Here is a 26,396-nt window from a genome sequence, read left to right as displayed (position 1 = left end):
TATAAACATTACCTGCTAAAATGTAAATACTACTTCCCATTAAGCGATTAATCCAAGGTTTGTTAGAAAATGCACCATGATTTCCGTCATGCATAACATTCATTCCAATTCCTGCCATAGCAATTCCCATAAGTAAGGTTAAAAGCAAATGTGCCCAAACAGGTATATCTAAAGTTAAAATTAAAATATATGGCGCTACAAAAACTGTAAACATTACTATTGTTTTTAGCCATATACGCGAATCTCCAGTTCTTTTAATATTATTTTCTTTAAAGTATGTATTTACTCTATTATTAAGTGTTTTAAAGAATTTAGCCGAGTCTGTTCTAGAAAAAGTAAGTGTTTGTTTTGTCATAATTAAATAAATAAATGATTACAAGTCATTCGTTATGTTACAAAGATAATTAATAAACGTACGTTTTAAATCAATATTTGATGTTAAAATGATATTTTTGCAGAAATTAACATAATATCTGCTATGGAACTAATTTTAAAATATTTTCCGAATTTAACCAAAGACCAAATTGAGAAATTCTCAAAGCTGGAAGCCTTGTATAAAGATTGGAACTTAAAAATTAATGTGGTTTCTAGAAAAGATATAGATGAGTTGTACTTGCGTCACGTTTTACACTCTTTAGCTATTGCAAAAGTAATACAGTTTAAAGATGGCTCTAATTTAATGGATGTTGGTACTGGTGGTGGATTTCCTGGAATTCCTTTAGCTATATTATTTCCTGAATGTCAATTTCATTTAGTCGATAGTATTAATAAAAAATTAAATGTAGTTAGAGAAGTTGTAGCTGGTTGTAATTTGCAAAATGTAAAAGTAACCCATACTAGAGTAGAAGAAATTAAAGAAAATTACGATTTTATTTTAAGTCGTGCAGTTGCTGCAATGCCAACGTTTGTACATTGGGTAAAAGGTAAAATTGCAAAAGAAAATAAACACGATTTGCGTAACGGGATTTTATACTTAAAAGGCGGCGATTTATCTGAAGAACTTAAAGATTACCAAACCACAACCATTTACGATATTACTAAATTTTATGAAGAGGACTTTTTTGAGACTAAAAAAGTAGTGCACTTACCTATGAAATATAAGGTGAAATAGTGGTTTTTTGAAGATTCGTATAATGAGTGAAGTGATATCTAATCGTTTCAATGTTTGATATCACACGTTATACGAAGTTCGACTAAAAAAATGACAAAGTTAAATAAAAACTATTTAGCATTAGTGTCTTATATTTGACTAGAAGAGCCTCTTGGTCCATCTCTTTTTTGTAGTATTTTTTCAGAATGTAAAAGGGCAACAGTTTCGGCAGAGCCTTTTACTTTAGAAGCGCTTCGTTTTAGCATTTCTGCTTCAAATTTATCTAGTACACTTTTTTGAAGTCCATTTTCTTTCCAATTAGATTCTGGTTTACAACCATTATGAATTTCTCTTGCTAAAGCTAAAGCATCTAATATAGCCTGGTTTGCACCTTGGCCTTTAAATGGACTCATTGGATGCGCTGCATCTCCAATTAGAGTGGTTTTTGTATGTTTTGCTAAGTGTTCTGGTTTAAGTGTTTCTCTATCGTAAACAGGATAACCAGAAATATGAGATTCTAATGTAGCGGTTAAAATCTGCGGAACTGGACTATGCCATTGCGTTCTTTTACAGGCTTCTTCTTTAAGTGCTTTTGCGCCTTTTTTACTTAAATTTTTAGCATCTTCTTCTGGCATTAAAAAGCTAAGTTGCCACATAATAGTATCTTTTGAGTATGGCATCATATACATGCGTTCTTTTCCATTTGCGGTTTGGAATACAGTAGCAGAATCTAATAAATGGCTTTCTAAACCATTCAAATCTTTTAAAGAGCAAATTCCTAAAATAACTATGCAGCCTAAGTATCTTAGAGGTGAAACTTCTTCGTTAATTATTAATTTCCTAACTGTGCTTCTAATACCATCTGCACCAACAACTAAATCGGCTTTGGTGTGTTTTGTTTCACCATTAACTAGAAAATTAAGATTAACACCATTTTTTTCATCTTCTTTAAAATCTACTAATTGATGATTCCAGTGAATTGAATTATGGTTATCTAATTGTTCTAAAAAACTTAACCTTAAAGATTGGCGTGCTATATGTATGTTTGTGTTTTTTGTGGAATTTTGTGCATTAGGATTTCTCCATTTTCTAAAACCCCATTCACCAATAACTTCGCCATCTGTTTTATGTACTAGATGTCTTGTAGAAAACATACCTTCTTTAAGAGAAAAAAGACCTAAGCCTTTAATGGCTTTACTGGCTTGCTGTAATGTTAATCCGTAGCCTTGAGATCTTGAATCAAAACTGCTATCACGTTCAAAAAGTGAAAATGGTATTCCTCTATGTAAACACGCTACAGCTAATGCTATTCCACCAATTCCGCCACCAATAATAGCAACGTGCGGATAGTTATTGTCAACTTCTGTAATTTTATCTGTGCTAATTAAACCAGAACCAGAACATTCTAAACAATCATAAAGATGACCAATAGGTTTAATTGGAGCTGTTCCTTTTTGGCCTGTTTTTTCGAACTCATCTAATGCTATCTCGTAAGCTAAACGATTTCTTTTATGAACTTTCATATTCTTTTTGCCTCGACCATTACATTCTTGACAAATTCCCCAATTGTTCTTTTCGTTTTCCACTTTTTAAATAGCTAAATTAATTATGGTTTGTAATAATACTTAATTATTTAATTAAACCTAAAAACAACTTTAAGCGTATTATCTTTTTTACAGATTGATATACTTGTGCCTTGTATTTAGAATCTTTTTCCATTTCGTTTAAAATAGAATTAATGGTTTCCAATTCATCAATTGGCATAAGTAGCATATCATTTCCGGCTTTAGATGCTAATAGCGGCGCATCTTTAATTATTGTAACAGCTTTCATGATGTTTAATGCGTCTGTAATTATAAGACCTTTAAAGCCTAATTCTTTTTTTAATAAATCTGTAACTATAGTTCTAGAACAACTTGCTGGTAAACCGTTTGTGTTATATTTTGGATTGTTTTTTATGGTAATATGCGCCATCATTATTGATAGTAAACCTTTGTCTATAAGTGGCGGATAAACTTCTAATTCTTTTAATTTTCCATCAATATAAACAGATTTTTTATGTGTATCTCCTTTTACTAATCCGTGACCAGGGAAATGTTTAGCAGTAGCAATTATTCCTTGTTCTTGAGTTGTTTTTATAAATTGATTACTTAGCTTAATAACCTCTTTTTTGTTACTTCCAAAACTTCGGTTTTTAATAGCTTCATTTTCTTTACTAACATCAGTAACTGGAGCAAAATTTTGATGAAATCCAATATCTAGCAATTCTTTGTTAATTATTCTAGCAATAGAATCCGATTGTTTAATGGTTTTAATTTCTATAGTATTCATAATAGGTTCAGTTCCTTGAAGCCTTCCGTTAAAAAGTGAAGGTTCTGCATCTATAGAGAATAATATAGGAACTTGATTAAGAGAATCGCTAATACTATTTAAATTAGCAATCATTTTTTTATGACTTTCTTTAGTGCCTTTAAGAAAAACAACACCACCAATTTTATTTTCTTTAGCTAATTTTAAAACAACAGCTTCTGGTTTTCCTAATTCTCCAGCTGAAGTCACAATCATTTGTGCGACTCTAGTTGTGTCATTTAACTTATTGAAAATCTCATCAACTTTATGTTCTATAGTTGGATTGTAATTATAAAAATCTTGTAATGACGGTTTGTTCTCTTGTGCATAAGAAGACGAAAAAAGGAAAATAAAAAATAATAGTATTGAAATTGATTTAAAATTTTTCATTTATAAATTGAATTGTTTTATTAATCGGGATAAAGTATATGGTTTTGAAAAGGTTCGCTTGACGGTTTTGCATAAGAATATTACTGTTTTTATATCCTAGAATTTTTGTGTATAAATTAAAATTTGACAATTAATTATATATGATGTTGGCAATACTTTTTATGTTTTTCGCCTTTCTGAAGTTGAGGTTGTTATTTTCTGTATTACTGTACATTCTGTAGACTCTTATTGGAATTGTGTCACCTGGTGGTCTAGGGATTTCATTATCTAAGAAAAAATCACTTTTGAATGTAACATCTAAATTTACGGTAATAATTGAATCTGAAATTTTCTTATCTGCATAAACACTTAAATAAAATCTTTCATTGCGAAAATCTTTTGGCCCGAAATGAGTTACTAATTTGTCTTTAAATCTTTTGATATCATTTTCTAAATTATTTAAAGAAGCAGAGAATTCAGTTTTTTTTATCAACTCATCATTTTCCGAAGTCATAAAAATTTTCATACCGTAAAAAGTGTCGATATTTTTTAATCCAATCGTATCTCTTTTTGGTAAGGTCAATTCAATTCCAAATTTTCTGTTTAAGTATTCGTTATAGTTTTTGGTTTTTAGTATACTAAACTCATGTACACAATAATTATTTTTTAATGTTCCGAAAAGACTATCTTTTTTTTTAGAAAGCTTATAGTCAATTTGAACTTTATTAATTGTATCAATAAGATTTCCAGCAGAATTTCTATCGAAAGTTGGAATTTCTAATTTAATTTGAGATTTATTAGCATTCCAATCTGTTTTTTCGAGAGTAGTTCCTGATGATTTAAAAACTATACTGTCAGGATAAAAGTGCCAAGTACTGTATTCGTTTTCAACTTCGCGCCAATTTCCATTTAATTCTTTTTCAGATGAATTTTGACCACAAGATATGGTTAATAGAACAATCAATAAATTTGATATGTAAAAGTTTTTTTTCATAATTATTGCGGTCAAGTTAAGTGATATCGAACCGTTTTAATGTTTCATATCAGTAGCTAAGCGAAGTTATAAGAAATAAATGACAAAGTCAATTAATTATAATTTTGAAAATAAAAAAGGACTTCTATTTAGAAGTCCTTTTAAAATATTTCATATAGTTTTGGTTTTATAATCCAAAAGCTTCTTTTACGTTATCTACGTAATCTAATTTTTCCCATGTAAATGTTTCAATTTGTTCTGTAACTTCTTCTCCCATTGGGTTTTTAAAGGTTACTGTTTTAATTTCAGGAGTTCTTCCCATATGTCCGTATGCAGCAGTTTCAGAATAAATAGGACTTCTTAGTTTTAAACGTTGCTCTATAAAGTAAGGACGCATATCAAAAATAGATTCTACTATTTTACTAATTTCTCCATCGGTTTTATTAATTGCTGCAGTTCCATAAGTTTCTACATTAATACTTGTTGGTTTTGCTACACCAATAGCATAACTAACTTGTACTAAAACTTCTTTACATAAACCTGCAGCAACTAAATTTTTAGCAATATGTCTTGTAGCATATGCTCCAGATCTATCAACCTTACTTGGGTCTTTTCCAGAAAAAGCGCCTCCACCATGCGCGCCTTTTCCGCCATAAGTATCAACAATAATCTTACGACCTGTTAATCCTGTATCTCCGTGAGGTCCACCAATTACAAAAACACCTGTAGGGTTAATGTGGTATGTAATTTTATCGGTAAATAATTTCTGAATATGAGCTGGTAGTTTAGCTACAACTCTTGGTATTAGAATGTTTACAATATCAGCTTTAATTTTAGCTAACATAACATCATCATTTGCATCAAAATCATCATGCTGTGTAGATAAAACAATAGCATCTATTCGTTGTGGTATATTATCATCTGAATACTCAATAGTAACTTGAGATTTTGCGTCTGGTCTTAAATACGTAATGTTTTTGTTTTCACGACGTAATTCTGCTAATTCCTTTAAAAGTCTATGAGAAAGCTCTAAGGCTAAAGGCATATAGTTTTCAGTTTCGTCTGTAGCATAACCAAACATCATTCCTTGATCTCCAGCACCTTGGTCTTCTGGGTTTGTTTTGTCAACACCTTGATTTATATCTGGAGATTGTTCATGTATGGCAGATAAAACTCCACAAGAACTTCCATCAAACATGTATTCGCCTTTTGTATAACCAATTTTGTTTATAACATCTCGTGCAATTTGCTGTACATCTAAATATGTGTTAGACTTTACTTCTCCTGCTAAAATTACTTGTCCAGTGGTTACTAATGTTTCACAAGCAACTTTAGATTGCTTATCAAAAGCTAAAAAATTATCTATTAATGCATCACTAATTTGATCAGCTATTTTATCTGGATGACCTTCAGAAACACTTTCGGATGTAAATAAATATGACATAATTGTAAACTTAAATTTTATTTTAATTAAAACATTTAAGATTGCAATTGCTAAAAAGGAGTAGAGTATTTTACTGCTTTAGCAATTATTTATAGAGGTTGCAATCAGAACAAATCATTCCTCTTTAATTGTTTACAAAGGTACATACTATTCTTATAATTAAAAAATAAGACCGTTAAAAATGTCCATTTTAAAATAACTAACAGTGTTTTTTTAAATTAAATATTTTTTAAAGTAAAAGACTTTCAGTGATTAAAATTAATCTATTTTTAGTTGTTTATTTAGATTTTAAATCTAAATAAACATTATTTTTATAATTTAAAAGAAAATAAATCTAAATAATTAGGATATTGTATTTTATATTGCAATATTTGCATTCACAAAGTTCAAAAGCTTACTGAAATGTTATCAAGAAAGGCCGAGGGATTAGACCCAATGAAGCCTTAGCAACCCTTTACACTTAGTAATGAAGGTGCTAAATTCTACTTAAACTTTTATTCATTTATTAAAGTTTGGATAGATAACTTTACGTAATTGTTCATATACAGTTACATTTTCTTATAATATTTTTCTTGAAAGTATGCTTCTTAATCGAAGCTTATTTTGACTTTTTGTTTTAATTATTATTAACTCAAAAAAACAGAAAAATGAGTACACAAAATTTCGCAACCAAAGCGTTGCACGCAGGACACGACGTAACAGTAAATGGAGGAACACGAGCTGTTCCAATTTATCAATCTTCTGCATATGTCTTTGACGATTCGGAGGTTGCTGCTGGACGTTTCAACCTAACAGAACCTGGTTTTATTTACACTAGATTAAATAATCCAACAACCGATGTTTTAGAAAAACGTATTGCTAATTTAGAAGGAGGAATTGCTGCAGTAGCAACAGCATCTGGTACTTCTGCCATTGCAACAACCTTATTGACTTTATTAAAGGCAGGAGATCATATTGTTGCTTCAAGTAGTTTATATGGTGGAACATTTAATTTGTTAAATGTAACATTGCCAAGGCATGGTATTACAACAACGTTTGTTGATGCTTCTAATCCAGAGAATTTTAAAACCGCAGTTCAAGAGAATACGCGTGTCGTTTTTTTAGAATCTTTAGGGAACCCTAAGTTAGATGTTATAGATATTGAAGCTGTTTCTACAATAATTAAGGCGTATAAAGTTCCTTTAATTGTTGATAATACGGTTGCTACTCCTTATTTGTTAAATCCAATTAAATATGGTGCAAACATAGTAATTCATTCTTTGACTAAGTATATTAACGGAAACGGAACTGCTTTAGGTGGAATTATTGTTGATGCTGGTACTTTTGATTGGTCAAGTGGAAAGTTTCCAGAATTTACAGAACCTTCTGCAGGTTATCATGGCTTGGTTTATAACGAGGTTTTAAAAGAAGCAGCCTTTATTGCTAAAGTTAGAATAGAAGGGTTACGAGATTACGGCGGAGCTTTAAGTCCATTTAATGCCTTTCAAATTATTCAAGGTTTAGAAACTTTAGAATTACGTATTAAAAAACATAGTCAAAATGCTTTAGAATTAGCAAAATGGTTACAAGAACAGCCAGAAGTTAATTGGGTAAATTATCCAGGTTTAGAAACTAGTTCTTATAAGAAGTTAGTTGAAAAATACTTGCCAAATGGTCAAAGTGGGATTGTAACTTTTGGAGTTGATGGAGGTTATGAGTCGGCTAAGCTTATTGCAGATAAAACCAAGTTATTCTCGCTATTGGCCAATGTTGGAGATACTAAATCTTTAATTATTCATCCAGCAAGTACAACGCATCAGCAATTAAGCGATAAAGATCAAGAAAGTACAGGTGTATCAAAAGATTTGATTCGTTTATCTGTTGGAATAGAGGGTATTGAAGATTTGAAAGCAGATTTAAAAGCCGTTTTTGCAGAAATAAAAAAACCAATATTGGCTTAAATACTTTACATCAACTATTCTTAAAATTGTTTTAATCGGTTAAAAAATCTTAGAAACAGTTTTGTTCATTATATAAATTGTAATGTTAATTCGTTCTATTTATATGATATGTGCAAAACTGTCTCAAGAATCACTATTTCTCTACATTGAATTCTTTATTGCAACACATAACAGTTTTTTTTCAGGAAAAAACTCAGGTTTTATCTTACGAAATATATGGGCAAGCGCTACACTCTGCACCAATAGTACTTGTTAATCACGCATTAACTGGTAATTCTACTATTTGTGGAGAGGATGGTTGGTGGAAAGATTTAATAGGAGAAGATAAAGCAATTAATACCAATAAGTACACTATTGTAGCTTTTAATATTCCCGGAAATGGTTTTGATGGTGTACTTATTAATAACTACAAAAGTTTTTCAGTAAAAGATATTGCTCAATTATTTTTAAAAGGATTAGAAATATTAAAAGTTAATAAATTATTTGCAATTATTGGTGGTTCTTTAGGTGGCGGAATTGCTTGGCAAATGGCTACGCTTCAACCAAACATAACAAAACATTTAATTCCTGTTGCAACGCATCATTTATCCTCAGATTGGATTATTGCTAACTGCTTAATTCAAGAGCAATTCCTACTAAATTCAAGTAAGCCAATTCATGATGCGCGTTTACATGCAATGTTGTGTTATAGAACGCCAGAATCTTTTAAAGACCGCTTTAATCGAAGTATAAATAAAGAGTTAAACGTTTTTAATATAGAAAGTTGGCTGCTGCACCATGGTAAAAAGTTACAAGAACGTTTTCAGCTTTCAGCCTATAAAGTAATGAATCAATTATTACGTACAATTTCTGTTACAGATTTAACAAAAATAGAAGCAGAAGTTACTTTGGTTGGTATAAATACAGATCTATTTTTTACAGTAAAAGATATTAAGGAGAGTTATTTAATACTTCAAAAATTAAATAAAAAAGTAAGTTATAACGAGATTAAATCCATACACGGACACGATGCTTTTTTAATAGAATACAATCAATTAACAAAAATTTTACAACCTATTTTTAATTAGGTTCAAATTATAGAATATGGAAAAATCAAATATTACCATTTTAAAATTTGGAGGAAAATCTTTAGCCAATGGCAAAGGTTTGGAACGAGTTATTTCAATTATTGAAAATAAAATTAAAGCAAAAGAAAACATAACAGTTGTATTATCGGCAAGAGGAAACGCAACAAATGAGTTAGAGGTAATGTTACAAAAAGCTTTAAAAAGAGAATCTTATGTTTCTTGTTTTGAGGCGTTTAAAAGTTATCAAGAAGCTCCAGATTCTTCAGTAGATTTCAGACAAGAGTTCGAAACGCTATTGAAAATATTTGAAGGCGTAAAACTATTAGGAGATTATAGTACAAAAATTAAGGATAAAGTTTTAGCGCAAGGCGAATTGCTTTCCGTAAAGTTAATAGCAGCTATTTTACTAGAGAAAGGTATAAAAGTAAATGCTGTAGATGCTAGATTATTAATTAAGACAGATGATGTTTTTGGAAATGCTCAACCCAATATAAAAATTTCTCAAGCAAACGTTGTTAATCATTTTAAAAAACAAAGCAGCGATACCGTAAATATTATTACAGGTTTTATAGCTTCAAACATAGAAAACACTACAACTACACTAGGTAGAAATGGAAGTAATTATACAGCATCTTTAATAGCTAATTTTTTAAACGCTAAAGAACTTCAAAACTACACACACGTTAACGGAATTTATACCGCTAACCCAGATTTAGTACCTGATGCAAAAAAAATAGACGAGTTGTCTTTTACTGAGGCGAATGAGTTAGCCAATTTTGGAACTACCATTTTACACGCTAAAACAATTATTCCATTATTAGAAAAGAATATTCCACTACGTATTTTAAACACTTTTAATCCGGAAGATTCAGGAACTTTAGTTACTAATAAATCAAGTAGCAAAGGAATAAAATCATTATCAGTTTTAGAAAACACAGCATTAGTTAATATTGAAGGTCGTGGCTTATTAGGTAAAGTTGGAGTAGATGCAAGAATATTCGCAACTTTAAGTAAAAATAATATTAGTGTAAGTATTATATCTCAAGGTTCTTCGGAACGTGGAATTGGTTTAATTATCGATAAAGAAGATGCTACAAAAGCTGTTTTAGCCTTAGAAAAAGAATTTGAAAATTATTTCTATTCTCAAGATGTTAATAATATTTCTGTAATAGATAATGTATCTGTAATTTCTATTGTTGGGCAAAGTTTAAAATCTTTTCATAAACCTTTTAATGCCTTAATAAAAAACCAAATTGAACCGTTATTATTTAACAATACCATTTCGGGTGAAAATGTAAGTTTAGTGATTAAAAAATCGCAATTACATAAAGCTTTAAATGTTATTCATGGTGAAATTTTTGGGGTTTCTAAAAAAATAAACTTAGCTATTTTTGGTCATGGAACTGTTGGCGGGACATTAATTAATCAAATTATTGCTTCAGCTAAAATGATTGAAAACCATAAAGGAATTAAGCTTAGTATTTTTGCAATAGCCAACTCTAAAAAGCTTCTCTTAAATAAAAATGGAATTCAATTAGATTGGGAAACTAATTTAAAGGAAGAAGGAAAAACATATCAGTTAAAAGATATTTACACTTACGTGAAAGAACATCATTTAGAAAACTTAATAGCTATAGATAACACGTCAAGTTTAGAGTTTGTTTCAAATTATATAAACTTTATAGAAGAAGGTTTTGATTTGGTTTCTTCTAATAAAACAGCAAATACTATTGCTCAAGATTTTTATAACCAATTACGAGATGCTTTAGTTAAGAATCAAAAGAAGTATTTATATGAAACTAATGTTGGTGCTGGTTTGCCATTAATTGATACAATTAAGTTATTACACGATTCTGGGGAGAATATTGTTAGGATTCGTGGAGTGTTTTCAGGATCGTTAAGTTATATCTTTAATACGTTTTCTGCGGAAGATCTACCGTTTTCACAAGTGTTACAAGCGTCTTTAGATCAAGGGTTTACAGAGCCGAATCCGCGTGAAGATTTAAGTGGAGCAGACGTAGCACGTAAATTATTAATTTTAGCTAGAGAATTAGATTTACATAATGAATTAAGTGATGTTGTTGTTGATAATTTAATACCAGAGCCATTAAGAGAGATAGAAACATCAGAATTCTTAAAATCATTTACAGACTTAGATGCTAAATATCAATCACTAAGAGAATCTCAAGAAAAAGATCATGTTTTAAGATATACGGGTGATTTATTTGGAGATTTATCTCAAGAAAAAGGGGCTAAATTAGAAGTTAAACTTGTTTCAGTACCAAAAACATCTGCATTAGGTGCGTTAAAAGGAGCCGATTCATTTTTTGAAATTTATACAGAATCCTATGGAGATCAACCTATAACTATTCAAGGCGCAGGAGCAGGAGCAAAGGTAACTGCAAGAGGCGTTTTTGGAGATGTTTTACGATTGGTAGATAAGACTAACTAATCAAAATAAGTTATCATTTTTTTCTGCTCTGAAGCAAAATCTATTTGAAACACTTAAGTAATAAAAACTAAAAAAATGACTTTCAATAACTTTGAAACTAATGCTATTAGAATACAAACAGAGCGTTCTCAATTTCAAGAACATTCTACACCATTATACTTAACCTCAAGTTTTGTGTTTGATGATGCTGAAGATATGCGCGCGTCTTTTACAGAAGAAAAAGAGACGAATTTATACAGTCGATTTTCTAATCCGAATACATCAGAATTTATTAGTAAAATGTGCAAGCTAGAAGGTGCAGAAAGTGGTTTTGCATTTGCTACAGGTATGGCAGCAGTGTTTTCAACATTTGGTGCATTGTTAAATGCTGGAGACCACATTGTGTCTGCACGTTCAGTTTTTGGTTCTACACATACCTTGTTTACCAAATATTTTCCAAAATGGAATATAGAAACAAGTTATTTTAATGTTGATCAAGTCGAAAAAATAGAAGGCTTAATCCAACCAAACACAAAAATTTTATATGCAGAAAGTCCAACAAATCCTGCGGTAGATATTATTGATTTAGAGTTGTTGGGTCAAATAGCAAAAAAGAATAATTTATTATTAATTATAGATAATTGCTTTGCAACACCATACTTACAAAATCCAATCAAGTTTGGTGTAGATTTAGTCATTCATTCTGCTACTAAATTAATAGACGGGCAAGGACGTGTTTTAGGAGGCGTAACAGTTGGTAGAACAGATTTAATAAGAGAGATTTATTTATTTTCAAGGAATACAGGTCCAGCTTTATCTCCATTTAATGCTTGGGTTTTATCAAAAAGCTTAGAAACGCTTCACGTTCGTGTAGACAGACATTGCGAAAATGCTTTAAAAACAGCTGAGTTTTTAGAAAATCACTTAGCTGTAGAAAGTGTGAAATATCCATTTTAAAATCTCATCCACAATATGAAATTGCTAAAAAGCAAATGAAATTAGGTGGGAATATTGTGGCGTTTCAAATAAAAGGCGGTTTAGAAGCTGGTCGAAATTTTTTGAATAAACTTAAAATAATATCACTGTCTGCTAATTTAGGAGACACTAGAACTATTGCTACACATCCAGCAAGTACAACACATAGTAAGTTGGCTTTAGAAGATCGATTAGAAGTTGGAATTACAGATGCTTTAGTACGAGTTTCTGTTGGTTTAGAGCATTCAGATGATATTATAAAAGATTTAGATAATGCTCTTATGGTTTAGTTTACCAAGTCTTGTCATTCAGAGCTCCGACGCAGCATTCAATGTTATAGATTACTAAATAAATAAAATGATTGTTCGTTTGAACGCAGTCAAAAGCAAATAAAACTAATGGCTAATAATTTTAAACTAAGAATTAAAAATGAGTAATATAAAAGAAGAACTTAAAAAACGAATTTTAGTATTAGATGGTGCAATGGGTACAATGCTTCAACAATACAATTTTTCGGAAGAAGATTTTCGTGGCGAACGCTTTAAAGGTTATCCAAGTTCATTAAAAGGAAATAACGATTTATTGTCTTTAACCCAGCCTAAAGCCATTGTAGATATTCACGCCAAGTATTTTGTGGCAGGTGCAGATATTGTAGAAACCAACACATTTTCTGGAACTACAATAGCTATGGCAGATTACCAAATGGAAGATTTGGTTTACGAATTAAATTTCGAGTCAGCTAAAATAGCAAAACAAGTAGCGGCAGAATTTACGGTAAAAGAACCTCATAAACCACGTTTTGTAGCTGGTAGTATTGGGCCAACAAACCGAACAGCAAGTTTAAGTCCAGATGTAAACAAACCAGAATATAGAGCGGTAACTTTTGATGAATTAAGAGTAGCATATAAGCAACAAACCGAAGCTCTAATTGATGGTGGCGTAGATTTACTATTAGTAGAAACTATTTTCGATACCTTAAATGCAAAAGCAGCCTTATTTGCAATAGAAGAAGTAAAAGAAGAGCTTGGTATAGATATTCCAATCATGGTTTCTGGAACGATTACAGATTCATCAGGAAGAACCTTATCTGGTCAAACGGTTGAAGCTTTTTTAGCTTCAGTATCTCATATCCCATTATTAAGTGTTGGATTTAATTGTGCTTTAGGAGCAGAACAATTACAGCCTTATTTACAACGATTAGCACATTTAACAGAATTTCATACATCTGCGCATCCAAATGCAGGATTGCCAAATGCTTTTGGGGAGTATGACGAGACACCAAAAGAAATGCAAGATTATATAGAAGCTTATTTAAAAAACAACTTAATAAATATTATTGGTGGTTGTTGCGGAACAAGCCCAGCTCATATTAAAGCTATTGCAGAAGTTTCAGCAAAGTATCAACCACGTCAAATAGAAATTTCAGCATAATGGCAAATAAATATTTAACCTTATCGGGATTAGAACCATTAGTTGTAACGCCAGAATCTAACTTTATAAACGTTGGTGAAAGAACTAACGTAACAGGTTCTCGAAAATTTCTTCGTTTAATTAAGGAAGAAAAATACGAAGAAGCTTTAAGTGTTGCCAGAGATCAAGTAGATGGCGGCGCACAAATTATAGATGTTAATATGGACGAAGGTATGTTAGATGGCGTTTACGCTATGACTACCTTTTTAAATTTAATTGCATCGGAGCCAGATATTTCTCGTGTGCCTATTATGATTGATAGCTCGAAATGGGAAATTATAGAAGCTGGTTTAAAAGTCGCACAAGGTAAATGTGTTGTTAATTCAATAAGTTTAAAAGAAGGCGTAGCCGAATTTAAGCAACGTGCAAAACTAATTAAACGTTACGGTGCAGCAGTTGTTGTTATGGCATTTGATGAGATTGGACAAGCAGATACATATCAGCGTAGAATCGACATTTGTAAGCGATCTTACGATATCTTGGTTAACGAAGTCAATTTTGCACCTCAAGATATCATTTTTGATCCTAATATATTTCCTGTAGCAACAGGTATGGACGAGCATAGAAAAAATGCAGTCGATTTCTTTGATGCCACAAAATGGATTAGAGAAAATCTACCTTATGCCAATGTTTCTGGAGGCGTAAGTAATGTGTCGTTTTCATTTAGAGGAAATAATATAGTTAGAGAAGCTATTAATTCTGCTTTTTTATATCACGCTATTAAAAATGGAATGAATATAGGTATTGTAAATCCTACAATGTTAGAGATTTATGACGAAATTCCAAAAGACCTTTTAAAATGTGTTGAAGATGTTTTGTTTGATAGAAGCGATGGCGCAACAGAGCGTTTATTAGATATTGCAGAAACTCTTAAGGGATCCAAGAAAGAAACAGATATCGTATTAGAATGGCGAGGAAAATCATTACAAGAACGCGTTACGCACGCTTTAGTAAAAGGTTTAGATGCATTTATAGTTGAAGATATTGAAGAAGCTCGTACTACATTTAATAGACCTTTAGATGTTATTGAAGGACCATTGATGGTTGGTATGAATGTGGTTGGTGATTTATTTGGAAGCGGAAAAATGTTTCTGCCTCAAGTAGTTAAATCGGCACGTGTAATGAAAAAAGCAGTCGCTTATTTACAACCATTTATTGAAGCTGAAAAAGACGGTAAACAAGAATTTGCTGGTAAGATTTTAATGGCAACCGTAAAAGGAGATGTTCACGATATTGGTAAAAATATTGTAAGTGTCGTTTTAGCGTGTAATAACTATGAAATAGTTGATTTGGGCGTTATGGTACCATCAGAAAAAATTATTCAGGAAGCTATAAAGCATCAAGTAGATATTATAGGTTTAAGTGGTTTGATTACGCCTTCTTTAGACGAAATGGTTTACATCTCGAAAGAATTGGAACGCCAAGATTTAGTACTTCCGTTAATGGTTGGCGGCGCAACAACATCTCGTGCGCATTCAGCGGTTAAAATTGCTCCGAATTATAAAAACACGGTTATTCACGTTAACGATGCTTCAATAGCAGTTACTGTTGTTGGCGATTTATTAAAGAAGGATAACACTATTTTTAAACTTAAAATTAGAGAAGAGTACGATAAGTTTAGAAATCAATTTTTAAGCAGAAAAAAGAAAAAAGATTACATATCTATTGAAGATGCTCGAAAGAATAAGTTTCAAATTGATTGGAAAACTACAACTATAACAACACCTAAAACTTTAGGGAAACAAGTTATAGAATCTATGGATTTAAATAAATTAGTCGACTTTATTGATTGGAGTCCATTTTTTAGAAGTTGGGATTTACACGGTAAATATCCAGATATTTTAACCGATGAGGTTGTTGGGGAACAAGCCACAGAATTATTTACAGACGCTAAAGAATTATTGCAAAAAGTGTTGAATGAAAAATTATTAAAAGCGAAAGCTGTTTTTGGGATTTTTCCAGCTAACACCATAAATGATGATGATATTGAGGTGACAATAAAAGATTGCAATACAGAACTTGATTCATTATCTAAAGAAGAAATATTCAATTTCTTAACGCTACGTCAACAATTAAAGAAACGCGAAGGCAAACCAAGTTTTGCTTTATCCGATTTTATTGCACCAAAAGATTCTGGAATACAAGATTATTTTGGAACATTTTGCGTCACAACTGGATTTGGAACAAAAGAAATAGCGGAAGAATTTGAAGCTAATTTGGACGATTATAATAGTATTATGATAAAAGCATTAGCTGACAGATTAGCTGAAGCTTTTGCAGAATATTTACATAAAGACGTTAGGACAAATTATTGGGGTTATGATAGTGTTGAAACATTAACTAATGAAGAATTAATAAAAGAACAATACAAAGGAATTCGTCCAGCACCAGGATATCCAGCTTGTCCAGATCATTTAGAAAAGAAAACTATTTGGAGGTTATTAAGAGTCAAAGAAACTATTGGGGTAGAATTAACAGAAAGTTTAGCTATGTGGCCAGCAGCTAGTGTAAGTGGTTATTATTTTGCAAATCAACAAGCCAAATACTTCGGTTTAGGCAAAATAACACAAGATCAATTAAAAGATTACGCTAAGCGCAGAGGAATCTCTAACGACGAAGCTGAAAAATGGTTGGGCCCAAATTTAGCGGAGTAGTAGTATTTGTTTTCAGATAGCAATCAAAATTCACACACAAGATTTACAGTAATGAAAGTAACAGAGCATATTAAAAAAGCTAATGGAAAAACTTTATTTTCTTTCGAAATTATCCCCCCAAAAAAGGGTGATAATATTCAGGAGTTGTATAAAAATATAGATCCATTAATGGAATTTAAACCACCATTTATAGATGTAACAACATCTCGAGAAGAATATATTTATATAGATAAATCAAATGGATTGTTAGAACGTAAAATAACAAGAATGCGACCAGGAAGTGTTGGGATCTGTGCGGCAATAAAGCACAAATATGATGTAGATACGGTTCCACATGTTCTATGTGGTGGATTTACAAAAGAAGAAACTGAGTATTTGTTAGTGGATTGCCATTATTTAGGAATTGATAATGTAATGGCTTTACGCGGTGATGCAATGAGTCATCAAAAATATTTTGAATCAAGTAATGGAGGACATCAATTTGCAACGGGTTTAGTAGAACAAATCAATCAAATGAATAAAGGCAAGTATTTGCACGAAGTTATAGAGACTTCAAGTAATTCTGATTTTTGTATTGGTGTGGCTGGTTATCCAGAAAAACATTTAGAATCACCAAGTTTGAAAACAGATTTACGTCGCCTAAAAGAAAAGATCTCTGCTGGTGCAGATTATGTAGTTACTCAAATGTTTTTTGATAATAAAAAATATTTTGCTTTTGTTAAAGCAGCTAGGAATGAAGGTATAACTATACCAATTATTCCAGGAATAAAACCAATAGCAATTAAGCGGCATTTACAATTGTTACCGCAAGTTTTTAAAATAGATTTACCAGAAGATTTAATTAGTGCTATCGAGGCTTGTAAAACAAATAAAGAAGTAAGACAGGTTGGCGTTGAATGGACAATTAATCAAAGTCAAGAATTATTAAATGTAGGTGTTCCTGTTTTACACTATTATTCTATGGGGAAAAGCGATAATATTAAAGCAATAGCTAAAGAATTGTTTTAATTGTTTACTTTTAGTTCGTAATTTAATTTAATAATGCTTTCAAAGAAAACAAAATACGGACTAAAAGCTTTAGTGTATATCGCTAAACAGGAATCTAAAATCATTCCAATAAGTGATATTTCTGAGAGTGAATCTATTTCAAAAAAATTTTTAGAAAATATTTTGTTAACCTTAAAACAAAATGGTGTTTTAGGGTCTAAGCAAGGAAAATCTGGCGGCTATTATTTAATAAATAAACCTTCAGAAACAAAATTATCTAAAGTAATGCGAACTCTAGAAGGTCCAATCGCAATGGTGCCATGTGTAAGTTTAAATTTTTATGAAAAATGTGATGATTGCCCAGATGAATATCTTTGTGCTGTACATGGGCTTATGGAAGAAGTAAGAGACGCGTCGCTTAATGTATTTAATAACAAGACCTTAGCTGATTTAATTTAATTAAAATTTATAGTGTGATTTTTAATAAAGTGTTTTATGTTTGCAAAAACCTATTAATTCTATAGGATTAAAGTAGTAATTTTTTAAGACTTTTTAGTATTAACATTAATTTTCGCATTATGGATTTACAGTTAGTAAATAAAAAATTGAGGAATAAAACACCAGAAGATATTGTGAAATGGGCAATAAATTTAGCCCAAAAACCATTAATAACAACCAACTTTAGACCATATGAAGTCGCGATATTACATTTAGTATCTAGTGTGAAAAATGATATAGATGTGGTGTGGTGTGATACAGGTTATAATACAAAACAAACATATATACATGCAGAAAATGTTATAGATTTATTAGATTTAAAAATAGATTTATATGTTCCAAAACAAACTGTAGCATATAGAACTCAAATTTTAGGTATTCCAGATTTAGATAGTCCTAAACATAAAGAATTTACAGAACAGGTTAAGTTAGAGCCTTTTAAAAGAGCAATGGAGTATCATAAACCAGATGTATGGTTTACTAACTTAAGAATTGGTCAAACTACTTTTAGAGATGGAATTGATATAGTTTCTGTTGATAAAAATGGAATATTAAAAGTTAGTCCTTTTTACCATTTTACTGATAATGAATTAGATGTTTATTTAGAAGAATATAATTTACCTAATGAGTTTAAATATTTCGATCCTACTAAAGTTTTAGGTCATAGAGAATGTGGATTGCATGTGTAATAATATGGTATAGATCTTGTAATTTAAAATGTATTGCGAAAAACAAATAGAATAAATTAAATTAGATACTTTTGCAATGTTAAATAAATAGGTGAATTCAATTTATCTAGATTTAATTTAAAATTATGGAAGATGTTACAATTTATATAACAGACCGTGATGGTGTAAAACATAAAGTTGAAGCGCCAACAGATATGGCAATGAATTTAATGGAAGTTGTTCGGTCTTACGAACTTGCTCCAGAAGGAACTATTGGAGTTTGTGGCGGAATGGCAATGTGCGCTTCTTGTCAATGTTATGTAGAAAACAATGTGGAATTAAATCCAATGGAGGACGATGAAGATGCTATGTTAGCTGAAGCTTTTAACGTAAAAGAAAATAGCAGATTAAGTTGTCAAATTCCAATAACTGAATCTTTGCAAAATTTAGAGATTACCTTAGCGCCAGAATATTAATTGCTAATCGTAAAATCATAAAAGTAAACTCATTTAAAATAAGTATTTTAGCGACTTCAAAATTTAGTTATGAAGTCGTTTTTTTATTGCCTACTACTTTTATTCAGTTTATGTCTTTCGGCACAAGAAACTCCAGAGGTTTCTACTAAAACACATACTACAGAACTAGAGGTTAATTATTTCTACGGAAGTATTTTGTTGCATAATCCAGATATTTCACATTTAATTACTGGTCATCCAACAGGTTTTATAGCGGCTTATAATAAAAAAACCTACGGATTTAACGCTTGGGAAAGTCGTTTTAATTATCCAGATTATGGAGCATCATTTATTTATCAAGATTTAAAAAATGAAAATTTAGGAGATAATTATAGTATTTATGGACATTATAATTTTTACTTTTTAAATCGCAATTTACAATTTCGAATTGGTCAAGGAATTGCACTAACAACCAATCCTTACGATAAGGAAACCAATTATAGAAATAATGCCTTTGGAACAAAATTATTAAGTTCTACATATCTAATGCTTAATTATAATAAATCAAACTTATATAAAGGTTTTGGTGTAAAAGCAGGAATTTCTGTAATACATTATTCTAATGCCAATATAAAAGCACCAAATACATCTACAAATACATTTGCTTTTAATGTAGGAGCAACTTATAATTTGGATCATAAGGAAATTCCAGAATATCAAGCTTCAACTGAAGAAAAGAAATTTAAAGAACCTATTAAGTTCAATATTGCATTTAGAACTGGAATTAACGAAAGTGATGTAGTTGGAACAGGACAATTTCCTTTTTATATTCTTTCGGCTTATGCAGACAAACGCTTAAATAGAAAATCTGCCATTCAATTTGGAACAGATGTTTTCTTTTCTAAATTTTTAGAAGAACATATTAAATACACGTCTATAGCATTTCCAAATGGAGATGTTTCTGGAGATGAAGATTACAAACGTATTAGTCTTTTTGTTGGACACGAATTGTTTATTAATAAAATGTCTATTGTAGCACAATTAGGATACTATGTTTATTACCCATTCGATTTTGAAGGTCAGGTTTATAATAGAGTAGGACTTAAGCGTTATTTTGGTAAGAAGATTTTTGCAGCGGCAACTTTAAAATCTCACGGAGCAAAAGCCGAAGCTGTAGAATTTGGAATTGGTGTTAGATTATAATTTATTTGAAATGAAAAAACTACTAAACATATTTACAGTAATCTTATTAGTGTCTTGTAATTCTGAGAATGCACCAGATTGTTTTCAAAATTCAGGAGATATAATTACAAAAGAATTTACGGTGACTCCATTTACAAAAATAACCGTTTTTGAAAATGTAGAAATGGTAATTACAGATGCGCCAGATTATAAGGTTACGGTTGCAACAGGAGAATTTTTAATGAGTGATATTGAAGTTAAAGTTGAAGGAGAACGTTTAAAATTATACGATAATAATGGTTGTAACTTAACTAGAGATTATGGTATTACTAAAATTTATGTAGAAGCGCCAAATGTAGAAGAGATTAGAAGTAGTACAGGATTAACTATTAGAAGTAATGGCGTACTTACTTATCCAACTTTAAAACTATTATCCGAAGATAATTCTGGAGACTTTACACGATCTGGAAATTTTGAAATAGAAGTTGCTAATCAAAATCTATCGGTTACCGTAAACGCGTTATCTACGCCAATTATTTCTGGCACAACAGATAGGTTGAGTTTGTTTTACGCGTCTGGAGATTCAAGGTTTGAAGGCAGGACTTTAATAGCACAAGAAGTAAATATATTCCATAGAGGAACAAACGACATTACAGTAAATCCACAAATTAGATTAACCGCTAATTTAGTAAGCACAGGTAACGTTATTTCCGTAAATACGCCAGCAGATTTAGATATTCAAGAACAATATACTGGTCGTGTTATTTTTGAGTAGATTCTTATTCCTGCGTAAGTAGAAACTTATTGAAGTGAAGTGGAAGTGATGTGAAATTAATGATTTTTTTTAAGAGATTGATTATTTGTGTTTTAATCCGTCAAAATAATACTAATACGTACAATTTTGTTTAGTTCAATTTGTAACTTTTTGTTTATTTCATATTGTATAAAATCATTAATAGGATTCTTCTCTTTTGAAGAACTAACTATAGACCTAAATTCAGAAGTTATAATAGAATTAATTCTTTTTTCTAAACTACTAATATTATTTTTCATAAGATATTTGTTATAATCTTCCTCATTTAATAAAATCGTATAAGTGATGTTTGCTTTTCGATTAATACTAAATCCACTAGAATTTAAACCTGAAAGTTTCAATTTATCATTATAAAAAGTTGTTATTAATCTTGTAGTGCTATAAAAGGTTTTTGTTGAAAAGAAAACTTCATTTTTATCTCTGTAAGAATTAGCAATAAAGTATTGACCAACTCTATGTTCTTTAGTTGCAATAGTTTTTAGGCGACATATAGTTTTTTCGTTTTTATATTCAATAAAATCATCATAATTAACCTTTTGTTCAAAACTGTCTAGAATTTCAAGTAAACCATTATTTAGTTTGTTTTGGTCGAGTATTTCAAATTCAATATAATTAGATTTTAAATTAATTATTTTCAAACTCCATCTAAAATCTGCATTTTCATTTTCTTTTGCAGTTGTGTGAAAAGTAATGAAATTTAGCTCATTAGATGAGCTATTAAAGAATAGAAGAGAAAATAAGAGTAAAAAATATTTCATTTGTGTTGCTTTAAGAATGTTGTTGAAACTAACTTCTGTTGGCTTAATGCTAAAAGAATTAACTCGTCAATTCTCTAAACATACTTTCTAAACTCGCATTTTTCTGATTTAGTTGAAGAATTTTCAATTCATTATCATGTGCAAAATCAAACACGTAACTACGCATATCTTTTTGCGTGTTAAAAGTAATTTCGTAAATAAAATCGTGTGTATTTTTTACTTTAGTAACATTTGGTAGTTTTAATAAAAAAGCATCTTCAACGCGGTAATCAAACTCTACAATAACCACTTGTTCTTGTCCTTGTCTTAATGCATCTAAACTTTTATTGGCTACAATTTCACCTTTATTAATAATAATAACACGATCGCACATAGCTTCAACTTCTTGCATAATATGCGTGCTTAAAAAAACGGTTTTTTCTTTTCCAATAGTTTTAATTAACTCACGAATATCAATTAATTGATTTGGATCTAAACCAGTTGTAGGTTCGTCTAAAATTAAAACATCGGGATTATGTAATAAAGCATTCGCTAATCCAACACGTTGTCTGTAACCTTTAGATAGCTGTCCTATTTTTTTATGACTTTCTGGCGTTAAACCAGTAAGTTCAATTACTTCGTTAATTCTATTTTTATCTACATTATAAATAGACGCATTGTAAGCTAAATATTCTTTAACGTACAATTCTAAATGCAACGGATTATGTTCTGGTAAATAACCAATACTGGTTTGCACGTGCTTTTCTTGTGTAGTAACATCAAAATTATTTACAGTAGCATTTCCAGAGGTTGCAGGAATATAAGTAGTTAAAATCTTCATCATTGTAGATTTTCCTGCACCATTTGGACCTAAAAAACCAACAATTTCTGGTTTTTTTACTTCAAAAGAAACATTGTTTAACGCTTTTTGCGAACCGTAAATTTTTGTAATATTTTCAACAACAATAGACATAAACTGGGTTTTTATCAAAAATAGGTCTTTTTCTATAGTATAAAAACGAAATAAAATAAAATAAATGATTTCAGTTCTAATTTTTTTTCTAATTTAGCTTCATATTTATGGTAATAAACACAAAAACATATTCAAGCTGGTATTTCTTCTTTAGCAAAAGAAGCGAGGTTCTGTATATCTAATTTTAATATAAATTAAATAGTCAAGCCTCGTATAATACGAGGCTTTTTTTATGGAAAAAAGTATAGCAATTCAAGGTGTAATGTGTTCTTATCATCATATGGTAAGTAATGCGTATTTCGGGAAAAACACAAAAATAAATCAATGTTTAAGTTTTGATTTTTTGGCAGAAAGTTTGGCTAATAAAGAAAGTGATTGTGCAGTTATGGCGATAGAGAACTCTATAGCAGGTTCTATAATTCCTAATTATGCAATAATAGATGCCAATGCTTTTAATATAGTTGGCGAACATTATTTAGACATTCAGCACCAGTTTATGGTGTTACCTGGTCAAACTATGGAGGAAATTTCAGAAGTACATTCTCATCCAATGGCTCTATTACAATGTAAAACGTTTTTAAGACAATATCCACATGTTAAATTAGTAGAAGCTGAAGATACTGCAGTTGTTGCAGAAAGAATTAGAGAGAAAAATTTAAAAGGTATTGCGGCTATTGCAGGTAAATTGGCAGCAGAAACTTATAATTTAGATGTTTTAGCAGCAAGCATACAAACTATAAAACAGAATCAAACGCGTTTTGTAATACTTAGTAATAACAAGAATAAAGACATTTCTAAATCTAATAAAGCCTCTATTAAGTTCGAATTAGATCATAAGCGTGGTAGTTTAGCAACGATACTAAATGTAATGAGCGATTGTAAATTGAGCTTAACTAAAATACAATCCTTGCCAAAAATTGAAGAACCTTGGCGTTATTCCTTTTTTGTAGATGTTACATTTTCAGAATTAGAAGATTTTATAAAAGCAGAGAAATTAATTAGCCTTATGGCAACACATTACAAAGTATTAGGGATCTATAATAAAGCTGTATTATGATAGAAGTGGCAAACCGATTAAAATACGTTGAAGAATACTACTTCTCTAAAAAACTTAAAGAAGTTGCAGAATTAAAAACTAACGGAAAACCCATAATTAATTTAGGTATTGGTAGTCCAGATTTACCGCCAAATGCATTGGTAATTCTAGCAATGGTAAATAGTTTAAATGATGATAACGCACATCAATACCAAAGTTATACAGGATTACCAAAATTACGTCTAGCCTTATCTCAATTTTATAACAAACATTTTAAAGTTGACGTAAATCCTGAAACCGAAATTCTTCCGCTTATGGGGAGTAAAGAAGGTATAATGCACATTTCTATGGCTTTTTTAAATAAAGGCGATGAGGTTTTAATTCCAAATCCAGGTTACCCAACGTACGAAGCTTTAACTAAATTAGTTGAAGCTAAAATTGTAAAATATAATTTAACCGAATCTAATAAGTGGTTTCCAAATCTTGAAGAATTAGAGCAACAAGATTTATCTAAGGTGAAATTAATGTGGCTTAATTATCCAAATATGCCAACAGGAGCACAAGCCACAGAAGAACAGTTGGAGCAGTTAGTAGTTTTTGCTTTAAAACACAACATTCTATTGGTTAATGATAATCCATATAGCTTTATTTTAAACAATAATAAATTGAGTTTATTAAGTGTTAAAAATGCTAATAAGTGTTGTTTAGAGTTGAATTCTTTAAGTAAAACCTTCAATTTGTCAGGTTGGCGTGTTGGATTTGTTTTAGGAAACGAACAATTTATAAAAGCCATTTTAAAAGTGAAATCTAATATGGATTCTGGAATGTTTTATAGTATTCAAAAAGGAGCAATAGCAGCATTAAGCGCACCTATAGATTGGTTAAATGTGTTAAATGAAATCTATAAAAAGCGCAGAAATTTAGTTTGGCAAATAGCCGATAAATTAAATTGCACTTATAATAAAACTACTGCTGGTTTATTTGTTTGGGCAAAATTACCAAAGGGAGAATTAAGTGAAGATTTTTCAGATAATTTACTTTATAATAATGATTTGTTTGTAACGCCAGGAACTGTTTTTGGAACAAATGGCGAAGGCTATATTAGGTTTTCATTATGTGTTAATCAAACAGATTTAAAAGAAACATTAAATCGTTTATCATAAAAAAAATAAATAAAAAAAATAAATAAAAAGAATACAAAACATAAACCGAATGAAAATTCAATGTTTATTTTTGCATCATTATAATTACTATGGAAAACAAGAAAGAATTAGGAGCTTGGTTAAATAAATTTGGATTAGATCATCCGTTAGTTATTGCTGGACCTTGCAGTGCGGAAACTGAAGAGCAAGTTTTAAAAATTGCACATCAATTAAAAGATACAGACACAAATGTTTTAAGGGCAGGAATTTGGAAGCCAAGAACCAGACCTGGAAATTTTGAAGGCGTTGGTGCTTTAGGGTTAAAATGGTTACAAAAAGCTAAAGAAGAAACAGGTTTGTTAACATCTACAGAAGTAGCAAATGCTAATCATGTAGAATTAGCTTTACAACATGATATAGATATTTTATGGATTGGAGCCAGAACAACGGTTAGCCCATTTATTGTTCAAGATATTGCAGATGCTTTAAAAGGAACAGACAAAACAGTTTTAATAAAGAATCCGGTTAATCCTGATTTAGCATTGTGGCTTGGCGCTGTAGAGCGCTTTTATACAGAAGATGTTAAGAATCTAGGTGTAATTCATAGAGGCTTTTCTACGTATGAAAAAACACGTTATAGAAATAATCCCGAATGGCAAATTGCAGTAGATTTACAAAATGAATTCCCTGATTTACCTTTAATTTTAGATCCATCTCATATTGCAGGAAGACGCGATATTATTTTTGATTTATGCCAAACCGCTTTAGATTTAAATTATGATGGATTAATGGTAGAAACTCATTTTGATCCAGATAATGCTTGGAGTGATGCTGCTCAGCAAATTACACCAGATGCATTAGATCAAATGACTAAAGATTTACGAATCAGAAAAGTTTCAAGTAACGAAAGTGAGTTTAATAACAAATTAAATACATTACGAACTAAAATAGATGTTGTAGATCATCAGATTATTGACCAAATTGGTAAGAGAATGGTTATAGCAGACCAAATAGGAATGCTTAAAAAAGAGAACAATGTGGCTATTTTGCAAGTAAAACGATGGAACGAAATCCTTGGTAAAATGATTCTTCAGGGAGAAGAAAAAAACTTAAGCGAAGAATTTATTTTAAAAGTATTTAAA

22 protein-coding genes, 1 pseudogene and 1 riboswitch are annotated in these 26,396 nt (G+C 30.5%); of the genes and pseudogenes, 16 read left to right on the top strand and 7 right to left on the bottom strand.

The genetic code is table 11. The features are described from left to right. Nucleotides 1-355: fatty acid desaturase (locus ACFDSN_RS06805; protein ID WP_375239090.1), on the bottom strand; the 355-nt coding region annotated here is incomplete at its 3' end. Between the two features lie 123 nt (nucleotides 356-478). Between ACFDSN_RS06805 and rsmG the strand changes: the two genes are divergently transcribed. Then, a complete protein-coding gene (gene rsmG / locus ACFDSN_RS06800) occupies nucleotides 479-1,111 on the top strand; it encodes a 16S rRNA (guanine(527)-N(7))-methyltransferase RsmG (protein WP_375239089.1) in 633 nt (210 codons plus the stop codon). Between the two features lie 128 nt (nucleotides 1,112-1,239). On the opposite strand, the gene ACFDSN_RS06795 is transcribed toward rsmG, so the two are convergent. The 4 genes from ACFDSN_RS06795 to metK form a co-directional block, all read right to left on the bottom strand. Continuing rightward, entirely contained in the window at nucleotides 1,240-2,676 is a 1,437-nt protein-coding gene (locus ACFDSN_RS06795; RefSeq protein WP_375239088.1) for an FAD-dependent oxidoreductase, read from the bottom strand. Nucleotides 2,677-2,719: 43 nt separating this feature from the next. Then, the gene (locus ACFDSN_RS06790) at nucleotides 2,720-3,829 is read right to left on the bottom strand and encodes a glycoside hydrolase family 3 N-terminal domain-containing protein (RefSeq protein ID WP_375239087.1); all 1,110 of its coding nucleotides are present in this window, start codon (nucleotides 3,827-3,829) and stop codon (nucleotides 2,720-2,722) included. Nucleotides 3,830-3,959: 130 nt separating this feature from the next. Further along, the gene (locus ACFDSN_RS06785; RefSeq protein WP_375239086.1) at nucleotides 3,960-4,802 is read right to left on the bottom strand and encodes a hypothetical protein; all 843 of its coding nucleotides are present in this window, start codon (nucleotides 4,800-4,802) and stop codon (nucleotides 3,960-3,962) included. 166 nt (nucleotides 4,803-4,968) lie between these two features. Further along, complete coding sequence (metK, locus tag ACFDSN_RS06780; protein ID WP_375239085.1) at nucleotides 4,969-6,225, bottom strand: methionine adenosyltransferase; 1,257 nt, start codon at nucleotides 6,223-6,225, stop codon at nucleotides 4,969-4,971. Between the two features lie 402 nt (nucleotides 6,226-6,627). Beyond that, nucleotides 6,628-6,752: riboswitch (SAM riboswitch) on the top strand. 120 nt (nucleotides 6,753-6,872) lie between these two features. On the opposite strand from metK, the gene ACFDSN_RS06775 reads away from it, so the two are divergent. The 12 genes and pseudogenes from ACFDSN_RS06775 (at nucleotide 6,873) to ACFDSN_RS06720 (ending at nucleotide 21,327) form a co-directional block, all read left to right on the top strand. Further along, nucleotides 6,873-8,165 carry an O-acetylhomoserine aminocarboxypropyltransferase/cysteine synthase family protein gene (locus ACFDSN_RS06775; protein ID WP_375239084.1) on the top strand — a complete coding sequence of 431 codons (1,293 nt, stop codon included), beginning with the start codon at nucleotides 6,873-6,875 and terminating at the stop codon, nucleotides 8,163-8,165. A gap of 158 nt (nucleotides 8,166-8,323) precedes the next feature. Continuing rightward, nucleotides 8,324-9,232: an alpha/beta fold hydrolase gene (locus ACFDSN_RS06770; protein ID WP_375239083.1), complete on the top strand. Its 909-nt coding sequence runs from the start codon at nucleotides 8,324-8,326 to the stop codon at nucleotides 9,230-9,232. Between the two features lie 16 nt (nucleotides 9,233-9,248). Next, a complete protein-coding gene (gene thrA / locus ACFDSN_RS06765) occupies nucleotides 9,249-11,684 on the top strand; it encodes a bifunctional aspartate kinase/homoserine dehydrogenase I (protein ID WP_375239082.1) in 2,436 nt (811 codons plus the stop codon). Nucleotides 11,685-11,759: 75 nt separating this feature from the next. After that, a pseudogene (locus tag ACFDSN_RS06760) lies at nucleotides 11,760-12,928 on the top strand (trans-sulfuration enzyme family protein). 139 nt (nucleotides 12,929-13,067) lie between these two features. Beyond that, nucleotides 13,068-14,069: a homocysteine S-methyltransferase family protein gene (locus ACFDSN_RS06755; RefSeq protein WP_375239081.1), complete on the top strand. Its 1,002-nt coding sequence runs from the start codon at nucleotides 13,068-13,070 to the stop codon at nucleotides 14,067-14,069. Further along, entirely contained in the window at nucleotides 14,069-16,762 is a 2,694-nt protein-coding gene (metH, locus tag ACFDSN_RS06750) for a methionine synthase (RefSeq protein WP_375239080.1), read from the top strand. The genes ACFDSN_RS06755 and metH overlap by 1 nt, the downstream gene beginning before the upstream one ends. A 51-nt stretch (nucleotides 16,763-16,813) precedes the next feature. Continuing rightward, nucleotides 16,814-17,770 carry a methylenetetrahydrofolate reductase [NAD(P)H] gene (gene metF, locus ACFDSN_RS06745; protein WP_375239079.1) on the top strand — a complete coding sequence of 319 codons (957 nt, stop codon included), beginning with the start codon at nucleotides 16,814-16,816 and terminating at the stop codon, nucleotides 17,768-17,770. 33 nt (nucleotides 17,771-17,803) lie between these two features. Then, nucleotides 17,804-18,208, top strand: coding sequence for an RrF2 family transcriptional regulator (locus ACFDSN_RS06740; protein WP_375239078.1), 405 nt, complete (start codon nucleotides 17,804-17,806; stop codon nucleotides 18,206-18,208). 119 nt (nucleotides 18,209-18,327) lie between these two features. Continuing rightward, nucleotides 18,328-18,936 carry a phosphoadenosine phosphosulfate reductase family protein gene (locus ACFDSN_RS06735; RefSeq protein ID WP_375239077.1) on the top strand — a complete coding sequence of 203 codons (609 nt, stop codon included), beginning with the start codon at nucleotides 18,328-18,330 and terminating at the stop codon, nucleotides 18,934-18,936. A gap of 125 nt (nucleotides 18,937-19,061) precedes the next feature. Continuing rightward, a complete protein-coding gene (locus tag ACFDSN_RS06730) occupies nucleotides 19,062-19,391 on the top strand; it encodes a 2Fe-2S iron-sulfur cluster-binding protein (RefSeq protein WP_375239076.1) in 330 nt (109 codons plus the stop codon). A 69-nt stretch (nucleotides 19,392-19,460) separates the two neighbouring features. Next, on the top strand, nucleotides 19,461-20,573 hold the full coding sequence (locus ACFDSN_RS06725; RefSeq protein ID WP_375239075.1) for an acyloxyacyl hydrolase: 1,113 nt from the start codon (nucleotides 19,461-19,463) through the stop codon (nucleotides 20,571-20,573). 10 nt (nucleotides 20,574-20,583) lie between these two features. Then, nucleotides 20,584-21,327, top strand: a complete 744-nt coding sequence (locus ACFDSN_RS06720; protein ID WP_375239074.1) for a head GIN domain-containing protein — start codon at nucleotides 20,584-20,586, stop codon at nucleotides 21,325-21,327. A 92-nt stretch (nucleotides 21,328-21,419) separates the two neighbouring features. Here the strand turns inward: ACFDSN_RS06720 and ACFDSN_RS06715 are convergent, their stop codons facing one another. Continuing rightward, nucleotides 21,420-22,124: a hypothetical protein gene (locus ACFDSN_RS06715; protein WP_375239073.1), complete on the bottom strand. Its 705-nt coding sequence runs from the start codon at nucleotides 22,122-22,124 to the stop codon at nucleotides 21,420-21,422. Between the two features lie 58 nt (nucleotides 22,125-22,182). After that, nucleotides 22,183-23,076, bottom strand: a complete 894-nt coding sequence (gene gldA, locus ACFDSN_RS06710; RefSeq protein ID WP_375239072.1) for a gliding motility-associated ABC transporter ATP-binding subunit GldA — start codon at nucleotides 23,074-23,076, stop codon at nucleotides 22,183-22,185. 232 nt (nucleotides 23,077-23,308) lie between these two features. Here gldA and ACFDSN_RS06705 point away from each other — a divergent pair, with 232 nt between their 5' ends. The 3 genes from ACFDSN_RS06705 to ACFDSN_RS06695 form a co-directional block, all read left to right on the top strand. Beyond that, nucleotides 23,309-24,133 (top strand): prephenate dehydratase, encoded by an 825-nt coding sequence (locus ACFDSN_RS06705; protein ID WP_375239071.1) that lies wholly within the window; start codon nucleotides 23,309-23,311, stop codon nucleotides 24,131-24,133. Further along, nucleotides 24,130-25,275: a pyridoxal phosphate-dependent aminotransferase gene (locus ACFDSN_RS06700; RefSeq protein ID WP_375239070.1), complete on the top strand. Its 1,146-nt coding sequence runs from the start codon at nucleotides 24,130-24,132 to the stop codon at nucleotides 25,273-25,275. The genes ACFDSN_RS06705 and ACFDSN_RS06700 overlap by 4 nt, the downstream gene beginning before the upstream one ends. 89 nt (nucleotides 25,276-25,364) lie before the next feature. Beyond that, on the top strand, nucleotides 25,365-26,396 hold a 1,032-nt coding region (locus ACFDSN_RS06695; protein ID WP_375239069.1), incomplete at its 3' end, for a chorismate mutase.

The organism is Aurantibacter sp., assembly GCF_042094015.1.
In the GTDB taxonomy this organism is placed as follows: domain Bacteria; phylum Bacteroidota; class Bacteroidia; order Flavobacteriales; family Flavobacteriaceae; genus Aurantibacter.
The sequence above is the reverse complement of the archived record's forward strand: the minus strand, read 5'-3'. Positions and strand labels throughout refer to the sequence as shown.

What these genes read in the sequence shown, in the direction of transcription:
- rsmG (WP_375239089.1), top strand. Translation starts at nt 479, where the DNA reads ATGGAACTAATTTTAAAATATTTTCCGAATTTAACCAAAGACCAAATT.
- ACFDSN_RS06785 (WP_375239086.1), bottom strand. Translation starts at nt 4,802, where the DNA reads ATGAAAAAAAACTTTTACATATCAAATTTATTGATTGTTCTATTAACC.
- ACFDSN_RS06730 (WP_375239076.1), top strand. Translation starts at nt 19,062, where the DNA reads ATGGAAGATGTTACAATTTATATAACAGACCGTGATGGTGTAAAACAT.
- ACFDSN_RS06740 (WP_375239078.1), top strand. Translation starts at nt 17,804, where the DNA reads ATGCTTTCAAAGAAAACAAAATACGGACTAAAAGCTTTAGTGTATATC.
- ACFDSN_RS06790 (WP_375239087.1), bottom strand. Translation starts at nt 3,829, where the DNA reads ATGAAAAATTTTAAATCAATTTCAATACTATTATTTTTTATTTTCCTT.
- metK (WP_375239085.1), bottom strand. Translation starts at nt 6,225, where the DNA reads ATGTCATATTTATTTACATCCGAAAGTGTTTCTGAAGGTCATCCAGAT.
- ACFDSN_RS06725 (WP_375239075.1), top strand. Translation starts at nt 19,461, where the DNA reads ATGAAGTCGTTTTTTTATTGCCTACTACTTTTATTCAGTTTATGTCTT.
- ACFDSN_RS06720 (WP_375239074.1), top strand. Translation starts at nt 20,584, where the DNA reads ATGAAAAAACTACTAAACATATTTACAGTAATCTTATTAGTGTCTTGT.
- ACFDSN_RS06715 (WP_375239073.1), bottom strand. Translation starts at nt 22,124, where the DNA reads ATGAAATATTTTTTACTCTTATTTTCTCTTCTATTCTTTAATAGCTCA.
- metH (WP_375239080.1), top strand. Translation starts at nt 14,069, where the DNA reads ATGGCAAATAAATATTTAACCTTATCGGGATTAGAACCATTAGTTGTA.
- ACFDSN_RS06705 (WP_375239071.1), top strand. Translation starts at nt 23,309, where the DNA reads ATGGAAAAAAGTATAGCAATTCAAGGTGTAATGTGTTCTTATCATCAT.
- ACFDSN_RS06775 (WP_375239084.1), top strand. Translation starts at nt 6,873, where the DNA reads ATGAGTACACAAAATTTCGCAACCAAAGCGTTGCACGCAGGACACGAC.
- metF (WP_375239079.1), top strand. Translation starts at nt 16,814, where the DNA reads ATGAAAGTAACAGAGCATATTAAAAAAGCTAATGGAAAAACTTTATTT.
- ACFDSN_RS06755 (WP_375239081.1), top strand. Translation starts at nt 13,068, where the DNA reads ATGAGTAATATAAAAGAAGAACTTAAAAAACGAATTTTAGTATTAGAT.
- gldA (WP_375239072.1), bottom strand. Translation starts at nt 23,076, where the DNA reads ATGTCTATTGTTGTTGAAAATATTACAAAAATTTACGGTTCGCAAAAA.
- ACFDSN_RS06735 (WP_375239077.1), top strand. Translation starts at nt 18,328, where the DNA reads ATGGATTTACAGTTAGTAAATAAAAAATTGAGGAATAAAACACCAGAA.
- thrA (WP_375239082.1), top strand. Translation starts at nt 9,249, where the DNA reads ATGGAAAAATCAAATATTACCATTTTAAAATTTGGAGGAAAATCTTTA.
- ACFDSN_RS06700 (WP_375239070.1), top strand. Translation starts at nt 24,130, where the DNA reads ATGATAGAAGTGGCAAACCGATTAAAATACGTTGAAGAATACTACTTC.